Here is a 24,921-nt window from a genome sequence, read left to right on the forward strand (position 1 = left end):
TCCCACCAAGCGCCTTCCGTGCCACCGCGCTCGCGCTGCAGCGTCAAAGCCGGCGACGTTCCACGGCGACATACGGGTTTCGCCCCCGCCCGCGCCGCTGCGCCGCAGCAGCTCGGCCGCAAGCGGCGCCGCCCCCCGCCCGCAGCGGAGCGAGGCCCTTCGGAGCGCAGCGAGGACGCGATTTCGAGCCATCTCCGGCCTCCGCGGACCGCGCCGCGCGCCCGACCGCCCGCCCGTGCGCGTTCACCGCGGCCGCCGCGCGCCTCCGGCGTCCGGGGCCGATGCCGCGGACAGGACCTTTCGCGCGAGCTTGGAAATGCCGAACTCCAGCACGCCCGGATCGAGCCACGCCGCCTTCTCGTAGGGGGCGGCAAGCTTTGCCCGGCAGCGCCACGGGGCCGCCACCTCGGCGCGCGCCACCGTCACGTCGAGCCGCCGGTGCGTGAGGATGTGGCGCACGCGGCCAACCTCGCGGAGCGGCGCGTCAGGCCCGACGCCGACCTGCTCGAGGAGCGCGCGGGCGTCCGCGAGCGCGCGCGCCTCGACCATGGGCGGCTCCCAGAGCCCGCCGAAGAGACCTCCCTCGGCGCGCCGGGCGAACAGCACGCGGTCGCCCGACCGCACCACCGCCGCGACCATTTCGACCGCCAGGACGTCGCGCTTCGGGGCGATCACCGGCAGCTCCGCCTGCCGCCCCAGCGCGCGCGCGGCGCACGCGCCGTCGACGGGACAGGCATCGCAGCGGGGGTTTCGGGGCGTGCACACGGTCGCGCCGAGCTCCATCAAGGCCTGGTTGAAGCGTCCCGGATGGACGCTGCCCGCGGGGCCCCGCACGAGGCGTTCCGCGGTCGACCAGAGCTTGCGCGTGCCCGAGGCGCTGCGGATGTCGTCGTCGATGCCCTCGATGCGGGAGAGCACCCGGGCGACGTTGCCGTCGACGAGAGGCACCGGCTGATCGTACGCGATGCTCGCGATCGCGCCCGCGGTGTACGCGCCGACGCCGGGCAGGGCGAGGAGCGCCGGGACATCGCGGGGGAGCGCGCCGTCGTGGCGCGCGGTGATCTCGCGCGCGGCCAGGTGGAGCACGCGCGCGCGGCGGTAGTAGCCGAGGCCGCTCCACAGCGAGAGCACGTCGTCGATCTCGGCGGAGGCGAGCGCGGAGACCGTGGGGTAGCGGGCGAGGAAGCGCTCGTAGTACGGGATCACCGTGTCGACACGGGTCTGCTGGAGCATCACCTCGCTCAGCCAGATCGCGTAGGGGTCGCGCGTCCTGCGCCACGGCAGGTCACGCGCGACGCGGTCGAACCAGGCCCCGAGGGCGGCCGCGATCTCCCGGTCGCGCTCGCTCGGGTCCGGCGGCGCCGACGGGGGCGCGCTCGCGCCCTGCTCACCGGACGAGGCGCGGCGGCGCGGGGCGCGCTCCTGATCCTGGTTCTGGCGTGAGCCCGCGCTCGGGCGCGCGGGTGTCTGGCGTGAGCCCGCGCTCGGGCGCGCGGGTGTCTGGCGTGAGCCCGCGCTCGGGCGCGCGGGTGTCTGGCGTGAGCCCGCGCTCGGGCGCGCGGGCGGGCGGGGCGTCGTGCTCACGCGCGAGGGGCCCGCCCTCTGCAACGTCGGCGCGGATCGCGCGCGTCGTGCCTCGCTTTGTGCGGATTGCGCGGCCGCCGCTCGCTGCGCACAGAAAACGCTTCCATCGCGCGGGACTCTAGCGCAAGAGCCGACCGCGGTGTCGTCCCGGCGCCCCTGCCCCTCGCTGCTCTTCCCCAGGACCGCGCGCCTCTGCGCCGCGTTGCTCCTCGGGCTCGTCGCGGCGGGCTGCCGCGATGAGCCGCGCCCCTGGGAGGGCAAGCCCGGCCCCCCGGTCGTGCTCTCGGCAGCGCCGCCGAATGTGGCCGTCACGGTCGGGACCGGCGGGCTGTCGGACGCCGACGCGGGACAGGGTGAGGGCGACGCCGGAGCGCCCGCGGATCTCGACCTGCCGGTCCTCCCGGTGCGCGTCGGCGGGCCCTGGGTGCGCTGCTACGGGAACTTCAGGATCAGCGGCAATCCGGTGAAGGACGTCACGCGCCTGGCGCTGCTCTGCGGTCCGGAGAACGGCATGCGCCGGGTCTCGCCCAAGCCGATCGAGGGGCAGGTGGCCGAGGGCGGGGCGATCGTCACGGAGCAGCTGCAGGCGGTCCGGGGCGCATGCTACCGGGTGTTCGCCGTCGGCGGACCGGGGGTCCTCAACCTGGATGTCGCCGTGCGGAGCAGCCGCGGGGCGATGATCGCGAGCGACGGCACCGAGGACGCATGGCCGATCGTCCAGCCGGATCGGCCTTTTTGCCCGCTCGAGGACGACGACGCCACCGTCGAGATCAGCGCTCGCCGCGGCGCCGGCCGGTTCGCGGCGGAGGTGTGGATGCTGAAGTCCTACAAGCGAGCGCGCAAAGGCGACGCCGGCGCGGAATCCGACGAAACCTACGAGATGCACGAGACGGACGCCTACGAGGAGCTCTGAGCCGGCGGCGCGCCCCCGCGATCAGCACGCGCGCGACGCCGCGGAGCCGCTAGGTTCTGTCCTGGTCACCACGACCTCCCGCCGAGCGGCCTGGTTCGAAGGCCGAGCTCTCCCGCCAGCGGACCCGACGCGCGAAAGGCTCCCCATTGTCATCAAAATCCGGCAGATCCATGGACCATGGCGCGACGCCGGCACCCTGCACGAACCGCTGCATTGACGTGGCCGCCCCGTCCCGCTAGGGGAGCCCGAGCCATGGCCGACGACACCGAGCCGCTCCGCGAGGACGAAGGGGACAAGGTGGAAGGCGAAGGCGAGAAGAAACGCCTCTTCGAGCGCGCTATCCCGGAGCTCTTCAAGCGCGTGGTCGAGCGCGCCGTCGAGAGCGGCATCGACAGGCTGAGCGAGGGGCCCGAGAACCTCCGGCACTTCGTGGGCGACCTCAAGCTGCCCAAAGAGGTCCTCCACTACCTCTATACCCAGATCGACGAGACAAAGAACGGTCTCTACCGGGTCGTCGCCAAGGAGATCCGGGATGTCCTCGAGCACACCCAGTTCGCGGACGAGATCACGAAGGTGCTGACGAAGCTCTCCTTCGAGATCAAGACCGAGATCCGCTTCGTTCCGAACGATGCGGCCAAGAAAGACGACGGCCAGGACGAGCCGAGGACGGGCTTGCCGAAGCCCGAGGTGACCGCCCAAGTGAACGTCAAGGATCGAAGCAAAGAGACCGGGCGAGACCGGCGCCGTGAGGAGAAGTGACGACGAAGAAGCTTAGGACTGGCGGCGAAGTCGACGCCTGGTGCACCAAGTGCCGCCTGGACCTCACCCACCGGATCATCGCGATGGTCGGCGACGTGGTGAAGAAGGTCGAGTGCAAGACCTGCATGTCCCACCACCTCTACCGCCAGCCGAAGAGCGAGCGCGAGAGCCGCGCGGCCGCGCGCGCCGCGTCGCGAAGCAGCGGCGAGCCGAGGGCGACGTCGTCGGCCTCGACGCGCGGCGGCGGCGTGGAGCGCCTCACGGCCGCCCAGCGCGCCGAGCGCGATCACACGCTCGCGTGGGAGCGCGCCATCGCAGGGAAGCCCTCCGGGGCGTTCAAGCCGTACCGCATCACCCTCACCTTCGGCGAGGGCGAGCTCATTCACCACAGCAAGTTCGGCGACGGCGTGGTCGCGAAGGTCATCGATCGGGGCAAGATCGAGATCCTGTTCAAGGATGGGCCCCGGACGATGGCGCACGGGCAGCCGTAGCGAGCTCGGCGGCGCTCGCTCGCAGCCCGGAACTTGGGGCTGCCCGCACGATCGGGTAGCCTCTGTGTCGCCGTGGACAAGCCTTCGCCCCCTCCCCCCAGCGAGCGCCCGCGCAGGCGGCGGTCCCGCCCGCGCTTGCCCGAGCGCGCGCTGCGCTGCGTCGCGCTCTGCGCGATCGCGGTCGAGGCGCTCTGGTACGGCATCCATGAGGTCCGCGGCTTCGGCCCGGCGCTGGCCGACGGGGCGCGGGCCGTGGTCGGCCCGGCTCCGGTCGCGTGGGCCGAGGACGTGGCCTACGGCGTCGCCGACCGCTTGAACCAGGCCCTCTACCGGCACGCACCCCCGAAGACGTTCTGGGAGCCCGCGCCCGCCGCCGCGGCGGAGGCCGTGAAGGACAGCGGGGGCCTGGAGGCCGAATCGATCGCGTCCCCCTCCTCGTTCGAGCCGCCCTTCCGCGAGGTCGCGGCCACGGGCGACGGCGTCTGGGCGCCGGTCCCCGACGCCGTGCGACCCGGCGACGCCCCGGTGCTCTGGAGGAGCGTCGTGCACCCGGATCCGAGGCGCGTGTTCGCGGCGATCGCCGTGGTGGCGATCGACCTCGGGCGCGTCGACCTCCGGCTCGTCGCGGGCACGAAGGAGCCGTTCTCGCCGGACATCCCGGCCGAGCGCCGCCCGGGGCTCGTCCCCGAGGGCCACGCCGGGGGGCTCATCGCCGCCTTCAACGGGGGCTTCAAGGCGATGCACGGTCACTACGGGATGATGCTCGACGGCGACACGTTCCTGCCGCCGCGCGACAAGGCGTGCACGATCGCCCTCTACCGGACCGGCGCGGTGCGGATCCGCACCTGGCCCGAGCTGCGCGCCGACGAGGCCCGCATGGCCGCCTACCGGCAGACGCCGCCCTGCCTTGTCGAGCAGGGCGAGCTGCACCACCTGCTCTACGACTCGAACCGCGACTGGGGCGCGACCGTGAGCGGCGAGACGGTGATCCGGCGGTCGGCGCTCGGCGTCGACGCGACGGGCAAGCTGCTCTTCTACGGGCTCGGCGAGGCCGTGACCGCGCGCACCCTCGCCCGGGGGATGAAGGCCGCGGGCGCGCACGACGTGGCGGAGCTCGACGTCAACCACGCCTACCCGCGCTTCCTCCTGTACGGGCGCGGCGCGGACGGCGAGGGGCCGCGCGCGCGGTCGGCGCTGATCCCGGACGTGCAGTTCAAGCCGGAGGAATACGTCGCCGAGCCCGCGCCGCGCGACTTCTTCTACCTGCGGCGGCGGCGGCCGACGGCGCCGCTCGGGATCGCCGATCCTCCGTCCCCCGCCGCCGACGTCCTCGGCCGCGGCGGGCGGTGATCCGCGATCCGCGGCGCCCCGGCGGCAGCGCTCGCCGCGAACGCTACCGCCGGTCGAGCAGGTCGCGCACGCGCTGCGCGAGGGCCTCGGGGGTGAACGGCTTCTGCAGCAGCACGAGCTCGCGATCGGCCTCGGCGCCCGCGAGGACGTCCTCGGCGTAGCCGGACATGTACAGCACGCACGCGCGCGGCTGGATCGCGAGGGCGCGCTCCGCGAGCTCGCGGCCGTTCATGCCCGGCATCACGAGGTCGGTGAGCAGGAGGTCGATCGCCTCCTCCCCCTCGCCCGCGAGCGCGGCCAGCGCTTCCTCGCCGCTCGCGGCCGAGAGCACGCCATAGCCGCGCCGCTCGAGCACCTCGACGATGAGCTTGCGCACGGCTCCGTCGTCCTCGACGACGAGCACCGTCTCATCGCCGCCGGCCGGCGACGGCCGGGCGCGCGCGGGCGCCTCCTCGGAGCGGTCCTCGACGCGCGGCAGGTAGACGCGGAACGTCGTGCCGCGCCCGACCTCGCTCTCGACCTCGATGAGCCCGCCGCTCTGGCTCACGATCCCGTAGACCGTGGCGAGGCCGAGCCCCGTGCCCTTGCCGCGCGCCTTCGTCGTGAAGAACGGCTCGAACAGGTGCGCGAGCGTGTCGTGGTCCATCCCGTAGCCGCTGTCGGTCACCGACAGCACGACGTACGGCGGACCGCTCGCGGCGGGCGCGTCGCCCTCGTCCCGCTCCGCGGGCACGAACGACCGCGCCGCGGGGTTCTGGCCGGGCTCGCCGAGGGACGTCTCGACGACGAGCCCGCCGCCCCGCGGCATCGCGTCGCGCGCGTTCACGACCAGGTTGAGGAGGACCTGCTCCAGCTGGCTCTTGTCGAACTTGATCGACCCGAGATCCCGGCCGACGTTCGTCTGCAGATCGATGTTCTCGCCGATGAGGCGCTGGAGCATCGTCTGCATGTCGAGCACCACCGCGTTGAGGTCGAGCACCTCGCGCTGCAGCACCTTGCGGCGGCTCATCGCGAGGAGCTGCCGCGTGAGCGCCGCGGCGCGCTCCCCGGCCTTCGTGACCTGGAGGGCGTCGCGCCGGAGCGCGCTCTCGGTCCCGAGCCGGCGCAGGAGGAGCTCGCCATAGCCGAGCATCACCATGAGCATGTTGTTGAAGTCGTGCGCGATGCCGCCGGCCAGCCGGCCGAGCGCTTCCATCTTCTGCGACTCGCGCGATCGCTCCTCGCGCTGCCGGAGCGCCTCCTCGGTGCGCCGCCGCTCGGTGATGTCGCGGAGCAGGACGAGGGCGTGCCCCTCGAGGAACGGCACCATGCGCGCCTCCACGTGGCGCTCTCCGCCCGCGCTCGGGACGGCGTGCTCGAGCGCGACGACGGCGCCCGTCTCGTGAGCCTCCCGGACCCCGCGCTCCAGCTGCTCTCCGAGCTCGCCGGGGAGCACCTCCGCCATGCGCTTGCCCAGCGGCGCCACGGGCGCGACGCGGAGCGCGGAGAGCCGCGGCTCGTTGTGGTCGACGATCCGGAGCTCGGCGTCGACGCGGAAGCAGAGATCCGGGATGGCGCGGAAGAGCGCGCGGAGCTCGCCCGTGGCGCGCGCGAGCTCCGCGGCCAGCCTGGCCTCGGTCTGCCGGGCCTCTGCGGGCACCGCCGCCGGGGTGGCGCCGGCAGGCGCGGCCGCCGGGGCGGCGCTGGCAGGCGCGGCCGCCGGGGCGGCGCTGGCGGGCGCGGCCGCCGGGGCGGCGCCGGCGTGGACCGATCCCTCGGGGTCGAGGTCGTCGTGGGACACGTGAAGCCGCGGAGCTCCCATGCGCTCAGCCGCCGGTCTTTTCCGCGGCGCCGCTCTCCAGGTTGACCGTCCAGCACACGGCGCCCGCCGAGGGCTCGCCGCCGGACGGCCCCACGCTGATCTCGGCGCGCGCCGGCCCGACGGCCCGGATGTAGAGCCGCTGTCCGACGGCGTCGCGCCCGAGCGCGCAGGCCGCGCGGCGTACCCGCGGATCGTCCGCCGCGACCTCCCCCTCGTCCTCGACCGCCATGAACAGGATCTCGACCTCGGGCTTCAAGCAGGCGCCCATCTCGCGCCAGGCGTCGTAGTCCACCGACGGATCGAGGACGTCGGCGAGCTGCCCGTGGCGGGCGCGCCCGACGCGGTAACGGAACGCGTCGCGCTTCTCCGCGCGGAGCGTGGCCCCGATCCGATCGAACCGCAGCGACAGCGCGCCGAGCGCGGTCGCCATCTTGACCGTGGGCGCGCCCAGGTTCGCCTTGTCCGGCTCCTTGAAGCGGTGCACCTGCACGCCCGCGGGCAGCGCGCCGGCGAGCAGCTCCGCGAGGCGCGGGTTCATCCCGAGGCGCCCGCCGAGCAGGACCCGGAGCCCCTGGTACGGATCCGGCTCGCGCCCGATCTTGGCCACCGCGCCGCCGAGGTGCTGCCGGAACACGTCGATCGCGTCCCGGAGCCACGCGTCGATGGCGCCGCTCAGCGCGCCGCGATCGATCGAGAGCGGCACCACGGCGCTCTCCCCGTCGAGCCCGACCAGCGCGAGCTTCTCCTCGACCGGCGCGCTCGGCCCCCCTTCGAGGAGAGGCCGCAGGAGCTCCTTGAGCGCCCAGGTGTTGGCGCGCGCGTCGGGCGACGGCGCGAGCAGATCTTCCGCGCCGTCGAGCGCGCTCTCCTCGGGCGGGCGCTCGAACGGGATCCGGCGCTCGCTCATCGCGGGCTGGTTGGCCGCGGTCGCGTACACCCGGTAGGCGAGCCGGTGCAGGAGCCGCTCGCCGCCGAGCCAGGGGATCGCCGTGGGCTCGAGGTACTCGACCATCCGCTCCAGCCCCTGCGCCACCTCGTGGCCCTTCGCGCTCCGCAGGATGCCGAAGGCGATCCCCGCCTCGCTGGCCCCGGCGTCGATGACGCAGAACGGGACGCCGCCCTCGCGCGGCTGGATCCCGAACATGCGGAACGCCTGCACGGCGTAGGCGATCGCCGACGGGCCCGCGTCGACGACCTGGAGGCCGTCGAGGTCGTGGTACTCGCAGAGGCCCGCCGGCAGGCTCCGGAAGAGGCCGCGGCGGAAGGCGACGAGCACGCTGGCGCGGCGCTCGGGCGACCAGCCCGTCGGCATCGTGATCGCGTAGCGCGTGGAGATCCCCCGCGAGCGCTGGTTCAGCTGCAGGCCGACGTAGTACGCGTAGAGCTCGATCGGGTCGAACGGGTCGTGCGCGCCGATCCCTTCCTCGTCGATGATGGGCGGCGCCGGCTTCTTCAGCGCCTCGGCGGTGTCGGGGTCGCTCCTGCCCCGGAGCCGGAACGGCTCGCCGCGCTCGGTCCGCTCGCGCAGGAGCGCCAGGGCCGGGAGGGAGGCCGCGGCGCGCTCGTGGGCGCCTTCGCCCGGCCGGAGGCGCATGTCGCGCGCGGCGTGCCCGACGAGCACGTCGCCCCAGCGCGTCATCGGCAGGATCACCCGATCGCGCCACGCCTTCGTGGTCCGGGCCAGCGCCTCGAACGCGACCTCGCTCGGGTTCTCGTTGTCGGCCGACACGCGGACCGGACCGTCGGCTCCGATCCGGACGAACTCGGCGCCGCCGCGCTCTCCCCGGACGGCGACGACCGTCGACGCGGCGCCGACGTCCACGGCGACCCAGTCGGTGCGCACGTCGAGCCGCGGGTCGCGCCGCTTCACCTCGGGCGGGATCGGGTCCTTGTCGGTCTTGCCGGTGCGCCGGTGCAGCCCGACCACGCGGCCCTGCCGGAGGATGGCGATCGACGTGGCGCCGAGGAAGCGCGCGCCCGTCCAGAAGCCCTGCGCGGGGTCGACCAGCGTCGTCCCCTTCACCGGATCGAGGTTCGCCACGACCTTGGGGAAGAAGTCCGCGATGTGCTCCGGCGAGGCCACCCCGTCGTAGCGCTCGACCTTGATCGGCGGCGAGTAGTAGTTCTGGAGCCCTTCCCCGAAGATGCGCGGACTGACCTGGATCAGCTTCAGATAGGGGATCGGACAAGTCTGCTCGTCGAGGCGGAACTCCTGGTAGAGCGCGGACGGAGCGATCGCGTTCTCCATCTCGGGCGCGATGCGGGGGACGCTCGCGCTCATCTCGGTGCCGAAGTACATGAACTTCGTGCCCGCGTGCCCCGTGAAGGCGGCAATCCTGACCTCGTTGAACGTCGCCTGCCCGACGATGAGCGGCGGTAACGCGATCACGTAGTCGAGCACGAGCGTGGTGAGCCACGGCTGGTCGAAGAGGCGCGATTCCCAGCGCATGACGAGCGTCGGGAACTCGCGGCCGGCTAGCGACACGATCTTCTCCGCTTCGCGAACCAGGGCTCCATCGACCGATAGCTCGTAAACCGGCATACGAGGGCGACGTTACCACGAAGATCCCCTGCGCCAGCGCCGCGGATGCGCGGAGCGGGGCTTTCATTCCGCCCTCGGGCAGAGGGCGCGTCCTTCGACCCCGCCCGACCAACGCGGAGGCCCGCGCTCGGGCAGGCAGGTAAAGGCGACGCGGCGGGCGCGCTCGCCCCGCGAGGGCGTAGGCCGGGCTCGGGCCACCGTGCTAGTCTGGCCGCGTGATCTGCTTCTCCGCACCGGGAACGCTGTCATGAGCCCCTTGGTCGGCGAGACCATCGATGGCAAGTACCGGATCGTCCGGCTGCTCGGCCAGGGGGGCATGGGCGCGGTCTTCGAAGGCGAGAACTTGCGCATCCGGCGCCGCGTCGCCATCAAGCTGCTGCACGCGAGCATCTCGAGCCAGGCCGAGTCGGTCGCGCGCTTCGAGCGCGAGGCCCAGGCCGCAGCGCGGATCGGCTCCGATCACATCTGCGAGGTGCTCGACCTCGGCGTGCTGCCCGACGGCACGCGGTACATGGTCATGGAGTACCTCGAGGGCGAGACCCTCGGGGCCAAGATCGAGCGGATGGGGCGGCTCGGGCCCGAGATCACCGTGCCGATCATGGCCCAGGTGCTCGAGGCGCTCGGCGCCGCGCACGCCGCGGGGATCATCCACCGCGATCTCAAGCCCGACAACATCTTCATCGTCCCCTCGAAGGCCGGGCTCAGCAACTTCGTGAAGGTGCTCGATTTCGGCGTCTCGAAGTTCTCGCCGCTCGCCGGCTCGGAGATGAGCATGACGCGCACGGGCGCCGTCGTCGGCACGCCGTACTACATGTCGCCCGAGCAGGCGCGGGGCTCCAGCCCCGTCGACCAGCGGACCGACATCTACGCCATGGGCGTGCTGCTCTATCAGGCGACGACCGGTCAGGTGCCGTTCGACGCGGCGACCTTCAACGAGCTGCTCTTCAAGATCGTCCTCGAGGCGGCGCCGTTGCCCCAGCAGCTCGTGCCCGACCTCGACGTCGAGTTCTCCGGGATGATCCAGAAGGCGATGGCGCGCGAGCCGGGGGCTCGCTTCCAGAGCTGCGCGGAGTTCAAGAGCGCGCTCCTCGCCTGGGCTGCCGCGCGGCCCAGCCTGGCCTTGCTGAACACGGGGCGGGCCTCCATCCCGCGGCTGTCGCTGCCGTCCCAGCCCGAGACGACCACGCTTCCGCCCGTCCGCCCCGACACCCCCTCGTGGGGGAGCCAGAACGGACCGACGGCGCCCGGCATGGGCCACACACCGCAGCTGACCGCCAATTCGTGGGGCGCCTCGTCCGGCGTCGCGGGCCGCGCGACGCGGCCCCCGTCCAGAATGCCGATCCTCGCCGCGCTCGCCGCGGCGGCCACCCTGTTCGGCGCGGGCCTCGCCGTCTGGTTCGCCTTCGGCCGCAGCGGGACGATCGGCGCGGCGACCCCGGATCCGGGCGCCGTCAGCGCGACCGCCCTCCCGACGCCGCCTCCACCGCCGCCGGTGACGGCGCCCCCGTACGAGCCGCCGGTCGTCACCGCGAGCGCCACGGCCGCGGAGCCCGCTCCGCCCGCCACCGTCGAGCCCACCGCCGCTCCGGCGGCCTCCTCGGCGCTCGCGAAGCCGCTCCCGCCGCGGACGCCGCCGCCCCAGACGAGGCCCCCGCCCGTGACGAAGCCGCCGCAGCCGGTGCCGCCGACGAAGCCGAGCGCGCCGCCCCAGAAGCCACAGAAGCCGGGCGTTCCGGGCGACTTCGGCTACTGAGCGCGCGCTCGGGGGCGCTCCCGTCAGAACGCGCCGCGCACCCCGAGCCCGGTCGGCGTCACGTAGGGGGCGATCCAGGCCGAGCTCGACGGCTCCGGCTTGGACGTCAGCTCCAGCACGATCAGCGTCGCGCCGCCGGCGAGGAGCACCCCGCCCGTGATGAGGTTGACCGTGCCGGTCGTCTGGTGCGACGCGGCGTCGGCGTCGAGCCGCTTGATCCTGTTCTGGACCAGCGGACCGCAGCTCGCGCCGACGCCGCTCGGCGACTCGCACCGGTTCGCCGCGCTCAGGTCGTTCGCTTCCTGCTGCGTCGCGCCCCCCTTCGCCAGGAACACCGAGCCGACCACGATGCCGCCGAGCCCGAGCGCCGCGGCCGCGATGCCCCCGCCCAGCATCAACACGTTCGTCTTTCGCTCCGGGCTGCCCGGTGGGCCGACGGGGGGAACCTCGCCTGGCCCGCCGCTCCAGGTCCCCTGCCCCTGCCCCGAGCCGTCCGGCGAGGGCGCCATGGCCGGGCTCTCCGGGACCGGGATCTTCAGCTCCTTCCGCTCGCCGTCGCCCAGGGTGAGCGCCTGCTCGATCGGCGAGAGGCCCGGCGGAACCACGGTCACGACGTAGTTGCCGGGATCGATCGGGCGGTGCACGCCGAGCAGCGCCTCCGCGACCGGCTGGCCGTTCAGCTTCACGACGATCTTCCGGCCGGCGGCGCCCTCCAGCGCGATGCGCAGCGACGCGATCCTGGGATCGACCGCGGCGAGCTCTTCCCTCGCGTCCTGCTGGGCCTTCTTGAAGGGAGACGGAGCGGTGGGCGGCAGCTCCTCGCGGACGATCTTCAGGTACGTCTCCTTGGCCGCGACGAACCGGCCGAGGCGCATCTGCGCGCGCGCGATCAGCAGGAGGTGCGTCGGCGCGTGCACGACCGCCTCGGCGCGACCGAGCAGATCGATCGACTCCTCGAAGCGACCGGACGTGAACGCCTCGGCGCCCTGCGTGGCCAGCGACCGGGCCACGGCTCTGTCCTGGTCCGACTGCGCGCGAACCTCGCCTGTCGGGAGCAGCAGGAACAGCGCCGCAGCGAACGGAACGCATCGTCTCAAGAGCACTCAGGCCTCCTCGCGCGCCACGCTATCACAGGCCGTCGACAACGGAACAAATCAGCCCCGCAGCGCCGCCGTCCTGCGCTCAATCCGGCGTTTCGCGCGTTTCGCGGCGCCTTCCCGCGCGAAACGTGCGCCACGCGGTCCGAGCGGCGTGCGCCGCGTCGCTCCCGCGGCGCACGCCGCTCCTGAGCGCGCAGCGCGGCCGCGCCTGACGCTCCGTCCGCGGCCGGCTGTGAACCGTCCGCACAGCGCGATGGCACCCATTCTGCTGCGTGGGACGCGCCATGGACTGCCTCCGCACCTCCGCGCCCCTCGACGCGGGACTCCCGTCCTCAGAGCGATTCCTCAGGGGACGCCTGCTCGGCGGGCGGTACCTCGTCGAGCACATGATCGGCGCCGGGGCCATGGGGCGCGTCTACCGCGCGCGGCACCTCGGGCTCGGGCGCGCGTGCGCGGTGAAGATCATCCGCGAGCGCGTCGCCTCGCCGCGCGCGGCGGGCGGAGCGGGCCGCCGCGTCTGCACGACGCGCGTCGCCTCGCCGCCGCGCCGGGAGGGCCCGGGTCTCCGGGGATCGAGCGGCGTGAGCGAGCGGTCACGGACCGACGCGAGGTCGCGCTCCGGCGGCGGCGCCCGCGCCGGGGACGCGGTGCTCAGGTTCCACGTCGAGGCGCTGGCGGCGAGCCGGCTCGATCACCCGAACATCGTGCGGGTCCTCGACTTCGGCTGCGAGCCGACGGAGGCGCTCGGCGCGGGCGCCGGCGGACGTGAGCCGGAGCCGCCGAGCCTCTGGTACCTCGTCACCGAGCACCTCGACGGCGAGGACCTCATCGATCTCCTGAACGCCACGCCGATCCTGCCGGCGGAGCGCATCGTCGCGATCATGCGCCAGCTGTGCTCCGCGCTGCAGCACGCGCACGACGCGGGCGTCATCCACCGCGACGTCAAGCCCGAGAACATCCGCCTGGTGCCCCGCGTCGACGACGACGGGGCGCCGTTCGAGCAGGTGAAGCTGCTCGACTTCGGGACGGCGAAGCTGCTCCACGACGAGCGGTCCGGCGCGTTCCCGGGCGCGCCGCTGCTCGCCATGCCCGCCGACGACGGCCGGCTCGTCATCGGGACCCCCGCGTACATGAGCCCGGAGCAAGCAGCAGGGCAGCCCGTCGACGCGCGGAGCGACATCTACGCGTGCGGCGTGCTGCTCTTCGAGATGGCGACCGGGCGGCTCCCGTTCGAGCGCCCGACGCCCGTCGCGCTCGCCGCCGCGCACGTCGAGTCCCCGCCGCCCCTACCGAGCGCGCTCCACCCGGCGATCGATCCGGATCTGGAGGCGCTGATCCTGCAATGCCTGCGCAAAAATCCAGACGACCGCCTGCAGAGCGCGCGCGCCCTGCGCGAGGCGCTGGCGCACGTCGCGCGCCGCCGGGCGCGCCCCGCCCTGGAGGATCGCCCCGCGGCGCGCTCCGCGCACGACCCCGCCGCGGCGCGCTCCGCGTGCGTCTCGACGTGGGTCGGGTACCGCGCCCCGTTGTCTCTGCCGGGGAGCGCGCCGCTGGATCAGCCTTGCTCCCCGCCGGATGCGCGGCGCGACCCGTCGTCCGCTCCCACCTGGGTCGGCCACCGCTCCTCGCCCTGCCCGTCGGCTGCGCTCGTCGAGCTCGCCGCGCCGCCGGTGGACGCGCCGCCGCCCTCGCCCGCTCCGGCCAGCGCGCAGCGCAGCCCGGAGCTCGACGCGATCGAGCCGGTCCTCCTGCTTCGCGCGCGCTTGCCCGGTGGGCTGCGGAGCCAGGTCAGGCTGCGCCAGCGCCGTCGCCGGCGGCTCGCTCCGGTCGTGGTCGGCACCGTCGCGGCCACGGTGCTCGGCGGATCGCTGTGCCTGCTCTTCAACGCTGCCGGCGCCCCGCTCGCCCCGCCCTCGCCGGGGGATGACGGCGACGCGCTCCCGGCGAGCGACGCGCGACCGAGGGCGATCCGCGCGGCCGAGCCGGAGCACACCTGCCCCCGCGAGCTGCCGTGAGCGCCGCCGGATCAGGAGACCGGCCTCGAGGTTGGCGCGCCGGATCGGTCGCCGATGTACAGCCGATGCCCATCGCCGCGCGCCGGATGGCGACGCCGTTCACGCTGGCTGCCGAACCTCCGCTTCAGCCCGGTGCGAACGGAGCTCACACCGGACGGCACGTCGTCTGCAAACGCTGGCCTCCGCGTTGACGCTGGAGGACGCCCCTCGGCGTCACCCGGTGTCGAGAGGAGCAAACCATGTCCGTGCTGTTGTGGATCCTGTTTGGGCTCATCGTCGGCGTCATCGCCAAGCTGCTCACCCCCGGGCGCGATCCGGGCGGCTTCGTTGTGACAGCGCTGCTCGGCATGGCTGGCGCCCTGCTCGGCGGCTTCATCGGCCGGGCCCTGGGCCTCTACCCGTCGTATCAGTCGAGCGGCGGCTTCTTCACGTCGATCCTGGGCGCCGTCATTCTCCTCGCCATCTACAACGCGACGCTCGGCCGGAGAGCGACGAGGCCCTGATCGCCCTGCCGCGTCGAAGCGGGCTGCCCGAGCAGCGCAGCGGCCGGCACCACCCGGGCCGGCCGGGCGCGCCGATCCAGGCGAAAATCGAGCGCGACCTCCGGCGGCAGGGGGCGGATGGCGCCCGCGCCGTAGCAGCGGCGATGGACGAGATCGTCCGGCCCCGCGCCCTGCCCGCCGAGCTGGTGGCTCCACCACCGCGAGTAGACCGTCGGGCGCGCGGGATCGACCGAGAGCAGCTCGGCGCGATCGAGCCGCACCTCGCTGTGATCGCCGCGGTCGGCCACGCCGTGCTCGACGGCGAGCCCCCCGTCCGCGCCCACGCGGTAAACGATCCTGAACCCCTCGACGTCGCCCTTGCCGTAAGCGACGCGCTGGAGTCCCGGACCGAAGAGCAGCCCGTGCGTGTAGACGAGGTCCACGGCGAGCGCAGGCAGCACGGTCCACGTGAGCCAGTTGTTGCCCCAGGGCCGCTCCTCCGAGAAGAAGGCGTAATAGCCGACGGAGACCTCGCCGTGCTCGCCCGGCGAGCTGCGGTAGTACAGGACGTCGCCCAGCTCCCCCGCGCTCACGACCGTCGAGCCGACGCAGATGGATTGCTGCTCGATGGCCGCGCCGATCGCGCTCGATTCCACGGGCGCGACCGCCTCGCCGGCGACCGGTCGCGGCAGCGCGCTCCCGCCGGTGGCGCTCGCGAGGAGGGGGACGGACAATGCGGCAAACGCCAGGGAGCGGCTCAGGAGATTCCGGAGGTGCATCAGGGCGGGCTAGGCTAACGAGCCCGTCCCTACCCGCGCCATCGCAAAGGGCCGTTCGCGTTCGGCGCATCACGGCGGCGTCGCCGAATGGAGGTATCCCGGAGATCGCGCGAGCTCCGCGCTTTCGATGCCTGCGCCTGCGCGCTAGCCGGGTGCGCCGCGGCTCGCCGGCGGGTCGCCGTCGTCGAACGCGCCGATCGCCCTGCCCGCGAGCGCTCCGGCGGCGAACGTGACCGCCGCGATCACGAGCCAGTGCAGGAGGCGGGCGCGCCGCGGCGGGCGCGCCTCCCTCCAGTGCGGCGTCACGGCGTTCCTGGCCTCGCTGCGCTCGCTCTCGGGCTCCGTCGCGCCCGCGCCCGCGTCGAGCCCGCGCGGCCCGGACGTCGTCTTCGTCTCGCTGCGCTCCTCCCCCGAGCGGCTCGCCGCGATCCGCCGCGCGCCGGTGCGCCCGCGGAGCCCGGCGGATCTCCGGCAGCCCCGCACGAGCAGCGACCGGTGCCGATCGCGCCCGCTCGCGATCTCGCGCACGAGCGCGGCGATCTCCTGGCCTGCGAGGAGGCCGCGATCGCTCGAGCTCGGCTCGTCGCCCCCGCCCGGCGCTCTGCGCAGCGAGGCGAGCACCTCGGCGAGCGCCTCTTCCATCTGCGCCGCGGTCTCGAATCGGCCGTCGGGATCGCGCGCGAGCGCGCGCCGCACCGCCTCCTCGAGCAGCGCCGGGCACGCGGGGCGGAGCGGCGCGATCGCCGGCACCTCGCCGGAGAGCACCGCGCCCATCGTCGCGCCGTCCTCCTTCCGGTGGAACAGGCGGCGCCCCGTCAGCAGCTCGAAGAGGATCACCCCGACCGCGAAGAGATCGGCCCGCGCGTCGATCCGCTGCCCGCGGAGCTGCTCTGGCGCCACGTAGCCGAGCTTGCCCTTCACCGTACCGGCGCCGCTCGACGGCGTCGCGTCGCCCGCCGAGCCCGGGGAGCCCAGGGGGAAGGCGTCGTCCATTCCGCTCATCGCGGTCATCTTCGCGACGCCGAAGTCGATGAGCTTGATCTCGCCCTCGAGCGAGAGGAGCACGTTCTGCGGGCTCACGTCGCGGTGCACGAGGCCGACGAGCTGCCCGCCGTCGTCGCGGAGCCCGTGCGCGTGCGCGAGCGCCCGCAGCACGCCCAGGCCGATCTCGAGGGCTGCCTCGAGCGGAAACGGCCGCCCCTCGGCGAAGAGGGCGCGCGCTGCCGCCGCGAGATCGCAGCCCTGGACGTACTCGACCACGAGGTGATGGCGCCCCTCGTGAAAGACGAAGTCGTGGAACCGGATCACGTTCGGGTGCTGGAGCCGGGCGCTGATCCACGCCTCCCGGAGGAACATCCGCACGATCGACGGATCCCGCCTCGCCTCGGGGCGAAGGCGCTTCACGACGACGGGGTGCGCGATCCCTGCCGGCCCGCGCCGGCACGCGAGGAACAGCTCGGCCATGCCGCCGGCCGACAGGCGCGCGAGCAGCGCGTAGCCGCCGTCGCCCATGGGCAGGTCCATCTCTCGGGGCCTCCACGGCTGCTCCGCCGCGCGCACATCGTCTCGCCCCGGCATGCCGAACGCGCGGAGCGAGGACGGCCGCCGCGCCATCCATTGCCGGAGTCGCCCCACCCCGGCCAGCTCCCGGACCTGCCCGCGCCGCCACATTGTCCCTTCGCTATTCACGCTGCATGCCACGGAGAGAGCCGCAGCACCGTCACCTCCGAGCCACAGGCACCGCGCGCCCCTGCGTGGATCCCGCCGGATGAGCGCGCATGTCGGCAGCCGCGGGTCCCCGCGGCGAGCGCCGCTTCCGGCGAAAAAACCGAAATTTCGATCGCCCCCGGTTCCGCGCAGGAGCGCAGCGGGCCGCGCGGCGCCCCGCCCTCGGCAGAACGCGGATCAGGCCGCGGTGGCGGGTGAGGCGCGGACGCGCCGCGCGAGCAGCGCGCGCAGCTCGCGAAAGGAGACGGCGCGCAGGGCGAGCAGCAGCACGACGTAGACGGCGATGCCCACCCCGATCGACGCCCACATCCCCGCGAGGACGCGCGCGGCGTAGGCCGCGCTGGCCATCACCGCCGTCGCGGCGAGGACCGCGGCGATGCGGCCGAGCTCGACGAAGGGGGCGAAGCGCGCGGTCAGGCCCCACGACGCGACAAGCAACGCGGCGCTGACGGCGAGCGTCGCCCACGCGGCGCCCAGGGCGCGGTAGCGGGGCAAGAGGAGCAGGTTCAGCGCGACGTCGGCGACGAGCGCCACCGCGAGCAGCTTCACCATCGCGATCTCGCGCTTCGCGGCGAGCAGCGGCAGCGTCACGACCTGGAACGCGAACATCACGGGGACGCCGCAGGCGAGGACCCGGAGGACGTCCGCCGCCGGGGCGTAGTCGCCCGCCGATCCGTAGACGAGCCGGATGATGTCCGGCGCGAGCAGGACGACGCCGGCGGCGACCGGCAACCCGAAGAGCGCGGCGACGAGCATGCATCCGCTGTAGAGGCGCCCGAACGCGTCGCGATCCTGGGCGTAGAGGCGCATGCCGGCCGCGAAGGCGGCGCCGAGCAGCACGTCGGGGAGCATCCTGAAGTTCTCGTTCAGCACCCAGGCGGCGCTGTAGACGCCCACGGCCTCCTCATCGCAGAGGGCGCGGAGCATCACGCGGTCGGTCTGGAGCAGCACGCTCGTGAGCGCCCCGAGCGCGCCGATCGGCAGGCTGCGCTTCGCGATCTGCCAGAGCTCGGCGGGGGGCGTCGTGAGCTCGGGCCGGTAGAGCCGGGAGCGGAGATAGTGCGCGGTGATCCCGAGCTCCAGCACGTTGCCGAGCAGGAACGCCGCGGCCGCGGCGACGACGCCGAAGCCGAGCGCGAGCAGGGCCGTCGAGAGCGCGATGACGAACAGCCGCGCGCCGAGCTCCGCGTAGAGGATGTACTGGAACCGCTCGTGGGCCTCGAACGAGAGCCACATGGTCGAGTAGAGCAGCGTCGCGAGCTGGGACGCCGCGGCGAGCACGACGAGCTGCGCGCCGAGCCCCGAGCGCGTCGCGAGCACGACGGCCGCGGTCGCGCCGAGGACCAGGGTCCCGGTCACGCCCCGGATGGTGAGCGCCGCGCCGAGGTGACGCGGCCCGAGCTCCGGCTTCACGGCGATCTCCCGGGCGACGTATCCCCTCACCCCGACGCCGGCGGCGATCGTGACGATCCCCGCGATCGCGAGCGACGCCTGGAACTCCCCCCAGGCGGCGACCCCCACCTTCCGCGCGAGATAGCCGACGAACACGACGCCGAGGACGGCCATGATCGCCTGCTTGAGGAGCATCAGCGCCGCGTTCAGCGCGATGCGCCGGCCATCCTTCATGAACACCTCCAGGTGTCCCCCTGGGGTAGGGCGCCGCGGTCCGCGCAGCGGGACTGGCCCCGATCCGCGCGTCGTGCGCCGCCAGAGCGCGTCCGTCTCGCGCGGCGCGCGCTGACGATGCGCGGCGTTCGCGCTCGCCACGATCGCAGCTGCGACGAGCCAGCGCTGCGGCGCTCACGACGCCTGCGGCGCGCGCCGGCTCCGAGCTCAGCTCGAGGAGCCGTCTCGGGCCGCGCCGGAGCAGGAGGCGTTCATCGTGCCCGAGGCACCACCAGGAGGACCGCCAGCGCAAGAGGGGGCCGGCAATCCTCGGAGCGGGACACGGGATTCGAACCCGCGACCCTCAGCTTGGGAAGCTGATGCTCTACCAACTGAGCTAGTCCCGCGTGAGGTGGAGGAAGCTTCTACCGAATCCGGAGCCGCAGAGCAACCCCTTCATTTCGTTTTCCGTCCCCGCGTTCGACCGGGGGCCGGCGCGCGCGGAGCGCTGGGGCTGGGGCTAGCGGCGCGCGCGCGCACGGAGCGCGGGCGCGCCGAGCACGTCGCCCGGCAGCGGCGAGCGCGTGCGGACGGAGCTGTTGCAGTCGCTTGTCGCCGCCTCGAGCGCATTCGTGATCTCGCTCGCGCCCGCGTCCGGCGGGATCCAGGGCAGCTGCTGCAGCGTGGGCCTGTCCGGCGGCAGCCAGCGCAGGCTCCTCGTCACGAGCACGACCGGGTGGTCGCTGTCCACGAGCTCGCTCGCGAGCCGCGCGCCGCCGAGCGGCGCCGGCGGCAGATCGAGGCAGACCAGGCAGGCATCGAATCGCTCGGTCGCCGACGCGAGCAGGGCGTCGTCGATCGACGAGGCGTCCACGATCTCGACGTTCGCCAGGATCGCCTCGATCGTCCGGGCGAGCGCGTCGCAGGTCGCGGCGCGGGCGTCGTGCGCGAGCAGGATCTTGAAGCTGCGCACCGAGCGCGGCCCGGGCCGGCCCGTCTCGACGACCTGCAACCTCCCCGAAGCCGGCGTCGCGCGCTCACGAGGTGCACGTCGAACGGTCATGGACTCCCCTTCCTCAGTCACACCAGGGCAACCGTGCCCCAGGCTAACACCCCTTGAGCTCAAACTGACCAACCTTTATATGAGGGCGCGCTCTTTCTCTGGCACGCCGCGCTGCGGCTCTTCGAGCACGCCGCGTCGCGGCATGTCGACATGGACTACGGAAACATCTACGAAGGACGGTCACGCATGAGTCGGTTTCTCATCTCCACTCCTTGCGAGTGCCAGGCAAGCCTCTCAGCCACCCTGGACGAGCACCGGCACGTCACCGCCGGGTGGGCCACCCGAGCTCCCCGCGGCCGGTCGGCCGCCGGTGAAGCCGAGAAGGAGCTCGCGCCGGCGCACAGCATCAATGCCCACCTCGACCGGTTCGACGTGGCGTGGTTGTGCCCCTACTGCGGGCGCAACACGCTCCGGACCTTCTATGCAGGCGCCATGAGGCGGTTGCCTGACACCTCGCCTGCGGCAGCGCTCGCCCATTCGGGCACGACGCTCGGGCAGTGAAGCGCCCGCTGCACGAGCGCTCCGAGGAGCGCTCGTGCGGCCGATCGATCCGCCGCGTGCCTGAGCCTGGGCAGGCGCCGCGCGGTCGCCGCCGCGCCTGCGTCGTTTCCCGCGCGCGGCGAGCTGGCGCGACCGAACGCCTCCCGCCCCGCTTCAACATGCGCGCGGCTTCAGCGCCTGACTGCTGCGCCGCGTCTCTCGCGGAGGTGCAAGCGCACAGACGCGACCGACTCATGGCCCATCAACCCGCCGCGCGTCGGGGCCATTCCCCTCTCCTGAGGATCGCCGGCCGCGCGCTCCGCTCTCCCCCGCAGCGCTCGGCTCTCCCGCTCAGCTGCCTTTTCCCGACGGCGAGGTGCCCATCGTCCCGAAGACCCAGTCCCATAGCGGCGACGACACGCCCCACCGAGCGTGTTCTCCCGTGTGGTGATGGACCATGTGATGGCGCTTGATCCACTTCCCCCAGCGCGAGCTCATGCGGAAATGGTGAATGGCATAGTGGGTGCCGTCATACACGAGGTACCCGAGGCCAAAGCCGGCGAACAGCGGATCCGCTGGAACAGGGCCAAAGGCCGTCCGAAACAGCATGTAAAAGGCGACGCCCAGGGGAATGCTGGCGCCGAGCGGCATCACCAGCCGGTCGGCGTCCTGCGGGAAGTCGTGGTGCACCCCGTGGAGAACGAAATGCATCCGGCGCTGCCACTGGCGCGGCCCGACATAGTGAAACACGTAGCGGTGCAGGACGTACTCGGCGAGCGTCCACAGGAACAGGCCGACCAGCACCAGCCCGAGCCCGGCCCAGAGGCCGACACCGTGACCGGCGGCGCGGACGAGCAGATAGCCGTAGACCGGGAGCCAGAAGGCGAACGGCGTGATCGGGTGGATCCGCGAAAATCTCTCGATGAGCGGCGTCTCGAACATCTGGCATGTCGCTGGACGCGCGGTGCGCTCGGTGGTGGTGACGGTCATCGTGCACCCCTGGTACCGCATTTATCCATTGTCGGCCAGAGGTAGGCCGGCCTCCAGCGGCCCGCTGGATGCCGGGAAATGGTCACGATCCCGTCGTGGTCGACGCAGGCCAGGGCGACCCCTTCGCGGACGGCGACGCGCGCGACAGGCGCACGACGCGCCGCACGACCACGGCACGGCGCGTCGCGCGCGTCAGCTCGCGAAGGAGGCCTCGTACAGCTGGCGGAGATCGTCGCGCGAGCACGGGCGGGGGTTGCTCGTGTGGCACGCGTCCTGCGTGGCGAGATCGGCCAGCGCGTCGAGCTTGTCGCGCGGGACCCCCGCCTTCTCGAGGCCGGCCGTGAGCCCGATGCGGGCGCGCAGGGCGCGGATGGCCTCGGCGCACGCGGCGGCGTCCTCCGGAGCGCCGAGGAGCGCCGCGACGCGGGCGAGGCGCGGCGCCGCCGCGGCGACGTTGAACTCGACGACCGGCGGGAGACAGAGCGCGTTGGCCAGGCCGTGGTGCAGCCCGCACTCGCTCGAGAGCGGGTGGGCGAGCGAGTGACACGCGCCGAGCCCCTTCTGGAACGCGACGGCGCCCATCATCGCCGCCTTCATCATGCCGCCGCGCGCCTCGAGATCGTCGCCGTGCGTCACCGCGCGCTCGAGGTGCGCGGCGGCGAGGCGGATCCCCTCGAGCGCGATGCCGTCGGCCATCGGGTGATCGCCCTTCGCCACGTACGCCTCGACGCAGTGGGTGAGCGCGTCGAAGCCCGTCGCCGCCGTGAGGAACGCCGGCATCGACCGCGTCATCACCGGGTCGAGCAGCGCGGCGTTCGCGAGCAGGTACGGGGAGAAGATCACCGTCTTCCGGTGGTTCACGTCGAGCGTCACGACGCCCGAGCGGCCGACCTCGCTGCCGGTCCCGGCTGTCGTGGGGATCGCGAGCATCGGCGGGACGCTCGGCGTGATGAAGCGATCGCCGCCCGTGGCGTCGTCATAGTCGACGAGCGGCCGATCGTGGTTCACGCCGAGGCGGACGAGCTTGCCGACGTCGAGCGGCGAGCCGCCGCCGAGGGCGACGACGAGATCGGCGCGGGCGTCGCGGAACGCGGCGACGCCCTCGTGCACGTTCTTCTCGATCGGGTTGCCGAGCACGTCGTCGAAGACGGCCACCTCGAGGCCCTCCTTCCGCAGCGAGGCCGCGACGGGCTCGAGCAGCCCCGAGCGGACGACGCCCTTGTCCGTGACGATGAGGGCCCGCGTCGCCCCGAGCCGGCGCGCCTCGGCGCCCGTCTGCTCGACGACGCCGGCGCCGAAGAGGATGCGTGTAGGAAAGCTCCAGACCGTGAACTTGCTCATGATCACACCGCCTCGAAGTAGCGCTTCAGCTCCCAATCCGTCACCGCGCGATCGTACTGCCGGACCTCCCAGTCGCGCGTCAGGACATAGTGGTCGACGAACCTCTCGCCGAGGATCTCCCGGGCCTTCTGGCTGCCCGCGAGCATCCGGGTCGCCTCGGCGAGCGAGCGCGGCAGCGAGAGGCGCGACGACTCGGCGGACGACGCGTCCCCGGCGGCCTGCGGGGGCGGCTCGACCTCGTTCTCGATGCCGTGGAGCCCCGCGCCGAGGCACGCGGCCATGGCGACGTAGGGGTTGATGTCCGCGGCCGTCTGGCGGTACTCGACGCGCGCGCCGGGCGTGCCGAGGCCGATGAGGCGGATGGCGGCCGTGCGGTTCTCGACGCCCCAGCTGGCGGTGAGCGGCGCCCAGACGCCGGGCACGTACCGCTTGTAGGCGTTGATCGTGGGCGAGTAGAGCGCCGTGAGCTCGGGCATGAGGGCGATCTGGCCGCCGACATAGTGGCGCAGCGCGGCCGGGAGCCGGTCGGGCGACGACGCGTCGTCGAAGATGTTCCGGCCGTCCTTCCAGAGGCTCTGGTGCAGGTGGCCGCTCGAGCCGGGGAGGTCAGCGTTCCACTTCGCCATGAACGTGACCGAGAGGCCGTGCTCGTGGGCGATCTGCTTCATGGCGACCTTGAACAGCGCGGCCTTGTCCGCGGCGCGGAGCGCGTCGTCGTAGCGGATCGCCGCCTCGTACACGCCCGGGCCGGTCTCGGTGTGCAGGCCCTCGATCTCGATGTCGAAGGCCTGCATCTGGTCGAGGATGGCGGCCATGAGCTTCTTGTTCTGGCCCTCGCGGACCCACGAGTAGCCGAACATGCCGGGGCTGAGCGGCGTCAGGCCGGCGAAGCGCTTCTCGTGCAGCGAGCGCGGGGTCTCCTCGAAGAGGAAGAACTCGAACTCACACGAGAGCTTCGCCGAGAGCCCCATCCGCTCGCCCTTCGCGATGACGCTCCTGAGGAGCGAGCGCGGGCACGCGGGGTGCGGGCCGCCGCGCTCGTCGCGGAAGTCGGCGAGCACCGCGACGGTGCCCGGCTCCCACGGCAGGTCGCGCAGCGTGCTCGGATCGAGGACCGCGTGCGCGTCCGGGTAGCCGGTGTGCCAGCCGGTGACCTTCGTGTTGTCGTAGAGGACGTCGGCGATGTCCCAGCCGAAGATGACATCGCAGAAGCCAAAGCCGCTCCCGAGGGCGCTCTTCAGCTTCTCGAGGGAGACGTACTTTCCGCGGAGGATGCCGTCGATGTCAAAGCCGCCGATCTTGGCGCGGGTGATGCCCCGCGCTTCCAGATCGGAGAGGAGCTTCTCGGAGGTCGAGGCGGTCATGGGGCGCGACGATAGCAGGGGTACGGGGCGGCATGGCAAGCACGCGCGCGGGCCCCCGGGCGACGTCCCTGCTCCATCTCCCGGACATGCGCTGGACGCGCGCGACCGGCGCCATGCGCGTCCTCGGCGGACGCGCGCGTCTTCGGCGGACGCGCGCGACCGGCGCGCGCGGGTCGCTCACTTCACCCGGACGCTCTGGATCGGGTAGCGCTCCGCGAGCGGCACGAGCGCGCGCTCGACGAGCTCGCGGACGCGCGCGTAGCGCTGGTGGTTCGTCGCGGCCGGGTTGCGCTTCGAGTCGATGACGCCGATGCGGATGTCCAGCGCGCGCGCGTCCTCGACGCCGCCCGTCACGAACGCGTCCGGGTGCACCTTGTCGAGCTCGGCGTTGAGCTCCGCCGCCTCCGGGACCGCGCCGGCGAAGGTGACCTCCAGCCCCTCGCCCAGGCCGTTCAGCACGGCGTTCAGGTTCTCCACCGGGAACGGCTGGCGCGCGAGCCACGCGACGACCGCGCGCCGCGCGCCGCGCAGCGCCACGCTGACGACGAGCGCGACCGCGATCGGCGCGAGCACGAGGGCGCCGAGCGGGCGCGCGACCGCGGGGCCCACGTCGCGGCCGAGCGCCGCGAGGAACGCGAGCAGGAAGACGCTCGAGGCGAGCGCCACGAGCGGGGGATCGGTGAGCACGCCCCACCGCGAGGTCGACGCGTTCATCAGCCGCGTGAAGCGGGCCGACACGCTCTGGTCGGCGCGCTGCTCCGCGGCGCTCCCGTGGGTCATC

General features: G+C 73.3%; 20 protein-coding genes and 1 tRNA gene. 8 read left to right on the forward strand and 13 right to left on the reverse strand.

What is annotated here, in order from left to right; translation table 11 throughout:
- Positions 1-243 precede the first annotated feature (243 nt).
- Complete coding sequence (mutY, locus tag WME75_RS20655; RefSeq protein ID WP_437493426.1) at positions 244-1,584, reverse strand: A/G-specific adenine glycosylase; 1,341 nt, start codon at positions 1,582-1,584, stop codon at positions 244-246.
- 139 nt (positions 1,585-1,723) lie between these two features.
- Between mutY and WME75_RS20660 the strand changes: the two genes are divergently transcribed.
- The 4 genes from WME75_RS20660 to WME75_RS20675 all read left to right on the forward strand — a co-directional run bounded on the left by WME75_RS20660 (position 1,724) and on the right by WME75_RS20675 (position 5,097).
- On the forward strand, positions 1,724-2,497 hold the full coding sequence (locus WME75_RS20660; protein WP_437493429.1) for a hypothetical protein: 774 nt from the start codon (positions 1,724-1,726) through the stop codon (positions 2,495-2,497).
- A gap of 252 nt (positions 2,498-2,749) precedes the next feature.
- Positions 2,750-3,256 carry a hypothetical protein gene (locus WME75_RS20665; protein ID WP_437493432.1) on the forward strand — a complete coding sequence of 169 codons (507 nt, stop codon included), beginning with the start codon at positions 2,750-2,752 and terminating at the stop codon, positions 3,254-3,256.
- On the forward strand, positions 3,253-3,747 hold the full coding sequence (locus WME75_RS20670; protein WP_437493435.1) for a hypothetical protein: 495 nt from the start codon (positions 3,253-3,255) through the stop codon (positions 3,745-3,747). The genes WME75_RS20665 and WME75_RS20670 overlap by 4 nt, the downstream gene beginning before the upstream one ends.
- Before the next feature lie 72 nt (positions 3,748-3,819).
- Positions 3,820-5,097, forward strand: coding sequence for a phosphodiester glycosidase family protein (locus WME75_RS20675; RefSeq protein WP_437493438.1), 1,278 nt, complete (start codon positions 3,820-3,822; stop codon positions 5,095-5,097).
- 43 nt (positions 5,098-5,140) lie between these two features.
- On the opposite strand, the gene WME75_RS20680 is transcribed toward WME75_RS20675, so the two are convergent.
- On the reverse strand, positions 5,141-6,877 hold the full coding sequence (locus WME75_RS20680) for an ATP-binding protein (RefSeq protein WP_437493441.1): 1,737 nt from the start codon (positions 6,875-6,877) through the stop codon (positions 5,141-5,143).
- Between the two features lie 25 nt (positions 6,878-6,902).
- On the reverse strand, positions 6,903-9,383 hold the full coding sequence (locus WME75_RS20685) for a hypothetical protein (protein ID WP_437493444.1): 2,481 nt from the start codon (positions 9,381-9,383) through the stop codon (positions 6,903-6,905).
- A gap of 304 nt (positions 9,384-9,687) precedes the next feature.
- Here WME75_RS20685 and WME75_RS20690 point away from each other — a divergent pair, with 304 nt between their 5' ends.
- The gene (locus WME75_RS20690) at positions 9,688-11,193 is read left to right on the forward strand and encodes a serine/threonine-protein kinase (RefSeq protein WP_437493447.1); all 1,506 of its coding nucleotides are present in this window, start codon (positions 9,688-9,690) and stop codon (positions 11,191-11,193) included.
- A 23-nt stretch (positions 11,194-11,216) separates the two neighbouring features.
- Here WME75_RS20690 and WME75_RS20695 read toward each other — a convergent pair whose 3' ends face one another.
- Complete coding sequence (locus tag WME75_RS20695) at positions 11,217-12,296, reverse strand: tetratricopeptide repeat protein (RefSeq protein ID WP_437493449.1); 1,080 nt, start codon at positions 12,294-12,296, stop codon at positions 11,217-11,219.
- A 281-nt stretch (positions 12,297-12,577) separates the two neighbouring features.
- On the opposite strand from WME75_RS20695, the gene WME75_RS20700 reads away from it, so the two are divergent.
- Together WME75_RS20700 and WME75_RS20705 are read left to right on the forward strand one after the other, a co-directional pair.
- Positions 12,578-14,308, forward strand: a complete 1,731-nt coding sequence (locus tag WME75_RS20700) for a protein kinase domain-containing protein (protein WP_437493452.1) — start codon at positions 12,578-12,580, stop codon at positions 14,306-14,308.
- Between the two features lie 239 nt (positions 14,309-14,547).
- Positions 14,548-14,811, forward strand: a complete 264-nt coding sequence (locus WME75_RS20705; RefSeq protein ID WP_437493455.1) for a GlsB/YeaQ/YmgE family stress response membrane protein — start codon at positions 14,548-14,550, stop codon at positions 14,809-14,811.
- On the opposite strand, the gene WME75_RS20710 is transcribed toward WME75_RS20705, so the two are convergent.
- The 5 genes from WME75_RS20710 to WME75_RS20730 form a co-directional block, all read right to left on the reverse strand.
- Entirely contained in the window at positions 14,772-15,569 is a 798-nt protein-coding gene (locus WME75_RS20710) for a hypothetical protein (protein ID WP_437493458.1), read from the reverse strand. The genes WME75_RS20705 and WME75_RS20710 overlap by 40 nt on opposite strands.
- 144 nt (positions 15,570-15,713) lie before the next feature.
- Positions 15,714-17,093, reverse strand: coding sequence for a serine/threonine-protein kinase (locus tag WME75_RS20715; protein WP_437493460.1), 1,380 nt, complete (start codon positions 17,091-17,093; stop codon positions 15,714-15,716).
- A 381-nt stretch (positions 17,094-17,474) separates the two neighbouring features.
- Complete coding sequence (locus WME75_RS20720) at positions 17,475-18,923, reverse strand: flippase (protein WP_437493463.1); 1,449 nt, start codon at positions 18,921-18,923, stop codon at positions 17,475-17,477.
- A 313-nt stretch (positions 18,924-19,236) separates the two neighbouring features.
- A tRNA-Gly gene (locus tag WME75_RS20725) sits at positions 19,237-19,309 on the reverse strand.
- Positions 19,310-19,422: 113 nt separating this feature from the next.
- Positions 19,423-19,965, reverse strand: coding sequence for a hypothetical protein (locus WME75_RS20730; RefSeq protein WP_437493466.1), 543 nt, complete (start codon positions 19,963-19,965; stop codon positions 19,423-19,425).
- A gap of 186 nt (positions 19,966-20,151) precedes the next feature.
- Between WME75_RS20730 and WME75_RS20735 the strand changes: the two genes are divergently transcribed.
- Positions 20,152-20,466: a hypothetical protein gene (locus WME75_RS20735; RefSeq protein WP_437493469.1), complete on the forward strand. Its 315-nt coding sequence runs from the start codon at positions 20,152-20,154 to the stop codon at positions 20,464-20,466.
- A 330-nt stretch (positions 20,467-20,796) separates the two neighbouring features.
- On the opposite strand, the gene WME75_RS20740 is transcribed toward WME75_RS20735, so the two are convergent.
- From WME75_RS20740 to WME75_RS20755, 4 genes are all read right to left on the reverse strand, one after another.
- Entirely contained in the window at positions 20,797-21,435 is a 639-nt protein-coding gene (locus tag WME75_RS20740; protein WP_437493471.1) for a sterol desaturase family protein, read from the reverse strand.
- 192 nt (positions 21,436-21,627) lie between these two features.
- A complete protein-coding gene (locus tag WME75_RS20745) occupies positions 21,628-22,782 on the reverse strand; it encodes an iron-containing alcohol dehydrogenase (RefSeq protein WP_437493474.1) in 1,155 nt (384 codons plus the stop codon).
- Positions 22,779-24,140 (reverse strand): glutamine synthetase family protein, encoded by a 1,362-nt coding sequence (locus tag WME75_RS20750; protein ID WP_437493477.1) that lies wholly within the window; start codon positions 24,138-24,140, stop codon positions 22,779-22,781. The genes WME75_RS20745 and WME75_RS20750 overlap by 4 nt, the downstream gene beginning before the upstream one ends.
- A 177-nt stretch (positions 24,141-24,317) precedes the next feature.
- Positions 24,318-24,920 carry a hypothetical protein gene (locus tag WME75_RS20755; RefSeq protein WP_437493480.1) on the reverse strand — a complete coding sequence of 201 codons (603 nt, stop codon included), beginning with the start codon at positions 24,918-24,920 and terminating at the stop codon, positions 24,318-24,320.
- Position 24,921: the final 1 nt, after the last annotated feature.

The organism is Sorangium sp. So ce1014 (assembly GCF_051521505.1).
Taxonomy (GTDB): Bacteria; Myxococcota_A; Polyangia; order Polyangiales; family Polyangiaceae; genus Sorangium.